This window comes from Nodosilinea sp. LEGE 07298 (assembly GCF_015207265.1).
In the GTDB taxonomy this organism is placed as follows: domain Bacteria; phylum Cyanobacteriota; class Cyanobacteriia; order Phormidesmidales; family Phormidesmidaceae; genus Nodosilinea.
Genome location: NZ_JADEXE010000264.1, coordinates 1 through 9,293 on the forward strand (window position 1 = coordinate 1; position 9,293 = coordinate 9,293).

The 9,293-nt window shown below is 55.8% G+C and carries 10 protein-coding genes; 9 read left to right on the forward strand and 1 reads right to left on the reverse strand.

The features are described from left to right. From IQ273_RS25750 to psbA, 9 genes are all read left to right on the forward strand, one after another. On the forward strand, positions 1-871 hold an 871-nt coding region (locus tag IQ273_RS25750; RefSeq protein ID WP_194025998.1), incomplete at its 5' end, for a phycobilisome rod-core linker polypeptide. Then, positions 868-1,023 carry a hypothetical protein gene (locus tag IQ273_RS25755; protein ID WP_194025999.1) on the forward strand — a complete coding sequence of 52 codons (156 nt, stop codon included), beginning with the start codon at positions 868-870 and terminating at the stop codon, positions 1,021-1,023. The genes IQ273_RS25750 and IQ273_RS25755, both read left to right, overlap by 4 nt. Before the next feature lie 29 nt (positions 1,024-1,052). Further along, entirely contained in the window at positions 1,053-1,583 is a 531-nt protein-coding gene (locus IQ273_RS25760; RefSeq protein ID WP_194026000.1) for an allophycocyanin, read from the forward strand. A 216-nt stretch (positions 1,584-1,799) separates the two neighbouring features. Beyond that, entirely contained in the window at positions 1,800-2,858 is a 1,059-nt protein-coding gene (gene psbD / locus IQ273_RS25765; protein ID WP_194026001.1) for a photosystem II D2 protein (photosystem q(a) protein), read from the forward strand. 196 nt (positions 2,859-3,054) lie between these two features. Beyond that, on the forward strand, positions 3,055-4,482 hold the full coding sequence (psbC, locus tag IQ273_RS25770) for a photosystem II reaction center protein CP43 (RefSeq protein WP_194026007.1): 1,428 nt from the start codon (positions 3,055-3,057) through the stop codon (positions 4,480-4,482). A gap of 266 nt (positions 4,483-4,748) precedes the next feature. Further along, complete coding sequence (gene psbB, locus IQ273_RS25775) at positions 4,749-6,281, forward strand: photosystem II chlorophyll-binding protein CP47 (protein WP_194026002.1); 1,533 nt, start codon at positions 4,749-4,751, stop codon at positions 6,279-6,281. A gap of 84 nt (positions 6,282-6,365) precedes the next feature. After that, positions 6,366-6,587 (forward strand): photosystem II reaction center phosphoprotein PsbH, encoded by a 222-nt coding sequence (gene psbH, locus IQ273_RS25780; RefSeq protein WP_194026003.1) that lies wholly within the window; start codon positions 6,366-6,368, stop codon positions 6,585-6,587. 17 nt (positions 6,588-6,604) lie between these two features. Beyond that, entirely contained in the window at positions 6,605-6,751 is a 147-nt protein-coding gene (locus IQ273_RS25785) for a hypothetical protein (RefSeq protein WP_194026004.1), read from the forward strand. Positions 6,752-6,977: 226 nt separating this feature from the next. Continuing rightward, positions 6,978-8,057, forward strand: a complete 1,080-nt coding sequence (gene psbA, locus IQ273_RS25790) for a photosystem II q(b) protein (protein ID WP_194026005.1) — start codon at positions 6,978-6,980, stop codon at positions 8,055-8,057. 153 nt (positions 8,058-8,210) lie between these two features. On the opposite strand, the gene IQ273_RS25795 is transcribed toward psbA, so the two are convergent. After that, on the reverse strand, positions 8,211-9,293 hold a 1,083-nt coding region (locus IQ273_RS25795; protein WP_194026006.1), incomplete at its 5' end, for a WD40 repeat domain-containing protein.

Genomic DNA, 9,293 nt, shown 5'->3' on the forward strand with positions numbered 1-9,293 from the left:
GGCCCAGCCCGCCCATTTCAGCCCCACCAGCCGCCGCATTTTGATTGGCAGCGGGTTACAGAATGGTCATCACCTGAGTCTAAACGGAGCTACCAACCTGGGCCGCATACCCGGTAGCTTTGGCCAATCGGTGTTCAAAATCGAGCCATCTCACCAACCCCAGGGGCATCAGGTGCAGGGGCCTAATCTAAATGTCACCCACCACTCCGTAGAGGCGGTAATTTTGGGTACCTATCGTCAGGTGTTTGGCCGCGACGTTTTCGATAGCCAGCGGCAGGTGATGGCCGAAACCAAACTTAAAGGAGGCCAGATCACCATGCGTGAGTTTGTGCGGCAGCTGGCCAAATCGCGACCCTTCCGCCAGCTGTACTGGGAAAGCCTTTACATCACCAAGTCGATTGAATATATTCACCGGCGGCTGCTGGGTCGCCCCACCTACGGTCGCGAAGAGCTTAACCGCTACTACGACCTGGTTGGCAAACAGGGCTTTTATGCCCTGATCGACGCCCTGATCGACAGTGATGACTATGCCCAGGCCTTTGGCGATGACGTGGTGCCCTACGAACGTTATCTGACTCCGCGCGGCTACGGCCTGCGATCGCCCCGAGGCCCAGTCGCCTGGTGGAAAGCCCGCGAGAACCCCGCCACTGCGGGAGCCTGGATGGCGACCCATGCTGTGGCCCCCAAACCGAAGCGTGAGCTAGCTATGGCCGTTCCCGCTGCCCATGGTGCCGACTCGTCTCGCAATGGCAGTTCGGCTGCGATCGCGCCGCCGCCCGCAGAGTCTGCTCCAACCGCAGAATCTGCCCAGATAGACACACCGCCCGCAGCGGCGGCAGACCCTCAACCTACTGAGTCCAACGTGCCATGACTACAACCCTCAAACCCGATCGCAATCGAGAGTTAAACCGCTTCCAAACAGCGTTCAAACATCTGCTTAAAAAGCTGCATCAGTTCTATCCGTACCGGCGCTACCGCATTTACATTGGCTGGTTCGGCGGCATCCAAATTCATCCCCGGTAATCTGTCTTCCCCACCTCCCCACCTTTACCATGAGCATCGTCAAACAAGTCATTCTCAATGCAGACGAAGAACTCCGCTACCCCACCCCAGGGGAGCTAAAAATGATTCAAACCTTTTGCAAGTCTGGAGCGGCTCGCATCCAAGTGGTTAAAAACCTGGAGGAAAAAGCTCCCACAATTGTCGAGAAAGGCATTCGGCAGTTTTGGAAAGTTTGCCCCAGAACCCCCAGCAACTCTGGCAGTCGGCTCAAGACCGCCTCAGCCAAGCGAGATGTGGGTTGGTACATTCGCCTGATTAGCTACTGCCTGATTGCAGGCAACGGCCAGCCCTTGCAAGAGATTGGCCTCACCGGCATGAAAGAGCTTTATGGCAATGTGGGCATCCCCCTAACCAACATTTCGCAGTTTATGAAGTGTCTAAAAGCAGAGGCGATCAAACAACTGGATGAGGCCGATGCCGCAGAGGTAATTCCCTACTTTGATCAAATCATCCAGGAAATTGCTCTTCCAGGTCCACCTTACTTTGTCAACGATGTCGGTGGAGAGAGTATTCCAGTCTAGGAAAAGTGCCCTAGACCTCGCTGTTATCCCAAGTTCAGAACGGGATAGGCGGCCTTAGGCAGCTTCTGGAAATCAGTTTCTCCTATGGTGGGCAGTGCCCACCATACAGCGGCTGGAGTCGCTGGATATTCCCTGGGATTTTTCTTACCAGCGGCAAAATGCTACGTCTGGACTGGGTTTATATCCCATACATTTTTGCTTCAAGAGGACGACATTATGACCACTTCTTTAGGGGCATTGCAACCGCCCCGAGACTGGCTATTTACCCTCGATGACTGGCTCAAACGCGATCGCTTTGTGTTTATTGGCTGGTCTGGTTTACTGCTGTTTCCCTGTGCCTACCTGTCACTGGGAGCCTGGTTTACCGGCACCACCTTTGTCACCTCCTGGTACACCCACGGGCTGGTCACCTCCTATTTAGAAGGCTGTAATTTCTTAACTGCCGCCGTCTCTACCCCGGCAGAAAGCATGGGGCACTCCCTGCTATTTCTCTGGGGGCCTGAGGCCAACGGCGACTTTGTCCGCTGGTGCCAGATTGGCGGCCTGTGGAACTTTACCGCCTTTCACGGCATTTTTGCCCTGATGGGCTTTATGCTGCGGCAGATTGAAGTTGCCCGCCTGGTAGGGCTGCGACCCTATAATGCGATCGCATTTTCGGCCCCGATTGCCGTTTTTGTGGCCACTTTTTTAGCCTATCCCCTAGGGCAGTCGAGCTGGTTTTTTGGTCCCAGCTTTGGCGTCACCGCTATCTTTCGATTTCTCCTGTTTTTTCAGGGGTTTCATAATTACACCCTCAACCCCTTTCACATGATGGGGGTCGCCGGAGTGCTAGGAGCAGCTCTGCTTTGCGCCATCCATGGCGCAACCGTACAAAACACGCTGTTTAAAGACTCAGACGGACGAAATACCTTTCGAGGGTTTTCCACCGCCCAGGCTGAAGAAACCTATTCTATGGTGACCGCCAATCGGTTTTGGTCCCAGATTTTTGGCATTGCCTTTTCGAATAAGCGATGGCTGCATTTCTTCATGCTGTTTGTGCCGGTCACCGGGCTGTGGATGAGCGCCATTGGCATGATTGGGCTGGCCTTTAACCTGCGCGCCTACGACTTTGTCAGCCAAGAAATTCGTGCTGCCCAAGACCCAGAGTTCGAGACGTTTTACACCAAAAACATTCTGCTCAACGAGGGCTTACGCGCCTGGATCTCTGAGCTAGATCAGCCCGCCAAAAAGTTTGTCTTCCCCGAAGAAGTGCTGCCCCGAGGATTTGGGGAATAGGACAGGTGTCAGGTGTCAGGTACAGGGTACAGGGTACAGGGTGCAAGGTTTTAGAAAGACCGTGAACCGTAAACCTTGCACCCGAAACCCAAAACCCGAAACCCGATCCCCCTCCCCCATTCATTATTGACCGCTTTCATGGAGATTTAACCCTGTGGAAACCCCATTAGAACCCACGGCTTCTGCGCTTAAGAATATTTCTCTTAATACCCTCACTCCCTTTGTCAATGAACGCGATCGCACCGCCCCTCCCAAGGCGGGCTACGACGAGGAATCTAGCGGCTACGCCTGGTGGGCCGGCAATGCCCGCCTGATTACCACCGAGTTGACGGGGCGCTTTCTTGGTGCCCACGTGGCTCACGCCGCTTTGCTGGCGTTTTGGGCTGGCGGCATGCTGCTGTTTGAGGTGTCTCACTACAACGAAGCCCAGCCCATGTATGAGCAGGGCTGCATTCTCATGCCCCACATTGCCACCCTGGGCTTTGGCGTCGGCCACGGGGGCGAGGTGACGGATATTTTTCCCTTCTTTGCCATTGGTGTGGCCCACCTGATTGGCTCGGCAGTGCTGGGCTTTGGCGGGGTCTACCACGCCCTGCGGGGGCCTGAAAAGCTCTCGGGCTTTTTTGAATTTGACTGGAGCGATCGCGCCAAGGTGGCCCAGATTTTGGGCTTTCACATCGGCGTGCTGGGAATTTGCGCCCTGCTGTTTGTCTGCAAAGCCATGTTTTGGGGTGGTCTGTACGACCCCTGGGCACCCGGCGGCGGCGACGTGCGACTGATTACCAACCCCACCCTCGACCCTCGGATCATCTTTGGTTACCTACTGCGCGATCCTTTGGGCGGCAGCGGCTGGATTGTGGGCGTTGACAATTTAGAAGACATTATTGGCGGCCATATTTGGGTCGGCTCGCTGCTAATCATAGGTGGCATTTGGCACATTTTGGTGCCGCCCCTGCGCTGGACCCACAACCTCTTTCCCTGGAGCGGCGAAACCTATTTAGCCCAGAGTTTGGGCAACATTGCCGGTCAAGCCTTCATTGCCACCGCCTTTATTTGGTTCAACAACACGGCCTATCCCAGCGTGTTTTATGGCCCGACCACGCCCGAGTCATCCCAGGCTCAGTCGCTGGTTTTCTTAGTGCGCGACCAGGGTCTCGGGGCCGATGTGGCCTCGGCCCAAGGGCCAACGGGGTTGGGTAAGTACCTCCAGCGATCGCCCTCGGGTGAAATTATCTTTGGCGGTGAAACCATGCGCTTTTGGTCGGTCAAAGCCCCCTGGCTAGAGCCCCTGCGCGGCACCAACGGCCTCGATCTAGAGAAGTTGAGAAACGATGTGCAGCCCTGGCAGGTGCGCCGCGCCGCCGAATACATGACCCACGCGCCCATTGGCTCGATCAACTCGGTGGGGGGCCTGGCGACCGAAACCAATGCCTTTAACTACGTTTCGCCACGCACCTGGCTGGCCTCGGCCCACTTTGTTTTCGCCTTTTTCTTTTTGGTGGGGCACCTGTGGCACGCGGGGCTGGCCCGAGCTACGGCAGCGGGCTACATTACCGGCCTCGATCGCGAAAACGAGCCGGTGCTCTCCATGCCCCCGATTGACCCCAGTGAACGATCGGCGTAACTGCGATCGCGGGTGGATCTCGCTATCCCGATTCACCCGCTTTTTCAGGCCTGGTGCGATCGCTCCACGGGGTTAGGAGATCTCTGGGAAAGAAAATACCAGCTTCAATCCAGCGACTGTAGCCGCTGTAGGGTGGGCACCGCCCACCATTCGGGATAACTATTCTCCAGAAGTCGCCCTACCGCTGCTGAGCTGAGCCTGAGGCCAAAAGAACGCCAAAAAGAACGCCAACCGTCACACAAGTTTTATATAAGGAGAACGACCAAATGGGACTCCCCTGGTATCGCGTCCATACCTCGGTCATCAACGACCCAGGGCGACTACTCGCCGTCCACCTAATGCACAATGCCCTCTGTGCGGGGTTTGCCGGGTCAATGCTGCTGTTCGAGCTGGCCCGTTATGACCCCACCGACCCGGTGCTAAACCCTATGTGGCGGCAAGGTTGTTTCCTCATGCCCTTCGTCGCCCGCCTGGGGGTCACCAACTCTTGGCAGGGCTGGAGCATCACCGGAGACACCTTTGCCGACCCCGGCTTTTGGACCTTCGAGACCGTTGCTGCGGCCCACATCATCTTTTCTGGGCTAGAGTTCTTAGCCGCCTGCTGGCACTGGGTCTATTGGGATGTGGCCACCTTTTTCGACCCCAAAACCGATGAACCCGTCCTCGACTTACCCAAAATTTTTGGCATTCATCTACTGTTGGCGGGGCTAGTCTGCTTTGGTTTCGGGGCGTTTCACCTCACCGGCCTCTTTGGCCCCGGCATGTGGGTCTCCGATCCCTTTGGCCTGACCGGCCATGTTCAGGGGGTGGCTCCCGAGTGGGGGCCAGCCGGGTTTAACCCCCAAAACCCAGGGGGCGTAGTGGCCCACCATATCGCGGTGGGGCTGGTCGCCATCATCGGCGGGTTGTTCCACATTGTGGTGCGACCGTCTGAATACCTCTACCGGGGCTTGAGCATGGGCAATCTAGAATCGGTGTTGGCCAGTAGCTTAGCCGTATTTTTCTGCGCTGGATTTATCGCCACCGGCACCATGTGGTACGGCACCGCCACCACCCCCATAGAGCTGTGGGGCCCCACCCGCTACCAGTGGGATCAGGCCTACTTCCAAAAGGAAATTAACCGACGGGTGCAGTCTGCGGTAGAAGCGGGCAAGTCCCAGGCCGAAGCCTGGTCAGCCATTCCCGAAAAACTGGCCTTCTATGACTATGTCGGCAACAGTCCAGCTAAGGGAGGCTTGTTCCGGGTGGGGCGCATGGTCGATGGCGATGGCTTACCCACGGTTTGGCTAGGGCATCCTGCCTTCAAAGACAAAGAAGGTCGAGACCTCTCGGTTCGGCGCATCCCCAACTTCTTCGAGAACTTCCCCGTTCTGCTTACCGATCGCGATGGCCTGGTTCGAGCCGACATTCCCTTCCGCCGCACCGATGCCAAATACAGCTTTGAGCAAACGGGCGTTACGGTTAGCTTCTTGGGCGGTCAGCTCAATGGTCAAACCTTTACCGACCCGACACAGGTCAAGCAATACGCCCGCAAAGCGCAAATGGGCGAACCCTTTGAGTTCGATCGCGCTGTCTACAACTCCGATGGGGCCTTTAGAACCAGCAATCGCGGCTTCTTTGCCTTCTTTCACGCCTGCTTTGCCCTAGTTTGGTTCTTTGGCCACATCTGGCACGGTCTACGAGCCCTCTTTAAGGATGTGTTCTCGGGTATCAACCCCGATTTAAGCGCTGAGCAGGTGGAATGGGGCTACTTCCAAAAAGTAGGCGATCCCACCTCTCGCCAAACTAAACCTCTGTAGGTGCGATCGCAGGTGCGTCACGGCCCCGCCTGACGCACCACAGCCCCGCTCCTTAGCAACCCTAAACTCAATCAAACTCAGACCATGCAACAAAAGTATGTCTCGAAGAAAGTAGCTCCAATCCAGTATTTTCTGCGGCAATACAACTCCGAAGCCGGACGAGTCACCCGTGGCTGGGGCACAACCCCCTTTATGGCTTTTCTAATGGTGATGCTGTTTTTGTTTTTGCTGATTATCTTGCAGCTCTACAACGGCACCATTCTGCTAGACGGAGTCAATGTCAACTGGCCCGGGCCAAATCTTTAGATCAGCGAGGTCACCTCATGCTTCCCGCTCTTTATCTTGCCTATGGCGAAGGGCAAGCTGCCTCTACTGCTAGCGGCATCTTTCTCGCCTTGGTGGTGTTTACCCTAGGTTGTCTAGCCTTCATTTTCTATGGCTACAAAACCTACCCCGCCGATCGCAAATAGTACCTGACCAACCTAATTTTGACAGGCTCTAACGGGTTAAAGGTGCAGGGTTTACGGTATACGGTTCTGGGAACTGCCGTGAACCATATACCCTGCACCGTAAACCTTGAGCCGCACTAATCTATCACCTTTGCCCATCCGATCCTGGTATCAATATTCCCAGGATCTTCATAGTTTTTTGCTCTAATACGTTCATTGCTGTGTTGAGATTTTTCATTCATAAACCATGACTACCACTCTTCAACGTCAAGACACAAACGTCTGGGAGAGCTTTTGTCAGTGGGTCACCAGCACCGAAAATCGGCTATATGTTGGCTGGTTTGGAGTCTTGATGATTCCTCTACTAAGCGTTTCCACCATTGTTTTCGTAACGGCCTTCATCGCGGCACCACCAGTTGATATCGACGGTATTCGTGAGCCCCTATCAGGTTCCTTGCTGTACGGCAACAACATCATTACCGCCGCAGTCGTACCCTCATCTAATGCTATCGGCCTGCACTTTTACCCGATTTGGGAAGCCGCAACCCTAGATGAGTGGCTCTATAATGGCGGCCCCTATCAAATGATTGCCTTCCACTACATTCCTGCTCTGCTCTGCTACATGGGGCGCGAGTGGGAACTCAGCTACCGACTAGGCATGCGCCCCTGGATTTGTGTTGCCTACAGCGCGCCGGTTGCTGCCACCACCTCGGTATTTTTGATCTATCCCATTGGTCAGGGCAGCTTTTCCGATGGGTTACCCATGGGCATTAGCGGCACCTTCAACTTTATGTTCGTCTTTCAAGCAGAGCACAATATTTTGATGCATCCGTTTCACATGCTGGGGGTTGCAGGGGTTTTAGGAGGCTCTTTGTTCTGCGCCATGCATGGGTCTTTGGTGACCTCAAGCCTGATTCGAGAAACCACCGACAGTGAGTCTCAAAACTCAGGCTACCGATTTGGACAAGAAGAAGAAACCTACAACATTCTGGCGGCCCACGGCTACTTTGGTCGCCTAATTTTTCAATATGCCAGCTTCAACAATTCTCGCTGGCTGCACTTTTTCTTGGCGGCCTGGCCAGTAGTCTGTATTTGGTTTGTGGCCCTGGGCATTAGCACTATGGCCTTCAACCTCAACGGGTTCAACTTCAACCACTCCATTCTCGATTCCCAAGGGCGAGTGCTGCCTAGCTGGGCCGATGTGGTCAACCGAGCTAACTTGGGATTTGAGGTGATGCACGAACGCAACGCCCACAACTTCCCGCTAGATCTCGCCAGCGGCCCAGCCATTCCGGTGGCCTTACAGTCCCCGGTGATTCAGGGTTAGGCGATCTGATCGCCCGAACAAATACGAATGGCGTAGGAGTGCTCTTGACCAAGAGCACTCCTTTTTGTGGCGTTGCATAATATTTCTCAAGGATACCCAGAGCCCGATCGCACCGTTCAGTAAGAAAGGTCTTAAAAGTAAGGGGTTTACGGTTTAGTCATCCAGATCCTGGCACAGGGCCAAGGTCGAGGTATAGGGTTCTGGTTGGGTGGTGAGATAGTTGTTGATCCACCGACAGGCAAAGGTTAGGTAGTCCACCGTCAACGCCTCCTGTACATTCCATAGGGCGATGGTTTGGTCAAAGGATCCGGTGAGGATCTCGGTGCCGTCGGGGCTAAAGCTGAGGTCTCGCACTCGCCCCTGGTGGCCAGGCAGCATTGCGATTTCCTCACCACTGGCTAGATCTACCAGCTTAATTTGCCAAACTTCTAGGCCCTGACGCCAGGCAATAGTGGCTAGGCGCTTGCCGTCGGGGCTGAAGGCGGTGGCTCCAAGAAAGTCGGCGTCTTCGGCTGGGGGTGTAAACGTTTGCAGCGGCTTGCCGTCGAGACTCCACACCCGCAGCAGCTCGTTATTGACCGTAGCGATCGCCTGGCCGTCGGGGCTCCAGGTGAGACTATTCACCCGCCCCACCTCAAGGGTTCGCAAAGGTTCTAGGCGATCGCCCTCGATGCTCCACAGCCGCAGCGAGTTTTGCCCAGCGGTGGCTAGCTGAGTGCCATAGGGGCTAAACCGGGGAAACGTCGTGGAACTCTGGCCCACCTGGAGGGTGTGGAGGAGTTGCCCTTGGCGATTCCACAGATTGACGGTACCGTCGAGGCTAGTGGAGGCAATCAAGTTGCCGTCGGGGCTGATGTCGGCTCCGTAAACGGCGTCGGGGTGGCCTGTTAGGGTATGGAGAAGCTGCCCCTCGCGGCTCCAGATCTTCAGGGTATTGTCGGCGCTGCCCGAGACAATGTAGCTGCCGTCGGGGCTGACGGCCACCGTCCAGGCTTCGACCTCGTGACGACCCAGGGTGCGTATTAGGTCGCCCTGGCGGCTCCACAGGCGAATATGGCCGCTGAGGCTGGAAGAAACGATGCGATCGCCCGTGGGGTCAAACACCACCTGGGTGATGAAGTCATCGCCCGTAGGCAGTCGCTGCACCAGGGGATTGGTGGGCTGCCACAGTCGCACCGAGTTGTCCCAACTGGCGGTGGCTACCGTTGCCGCCCCATCCCCCGCCCAAATATCGAC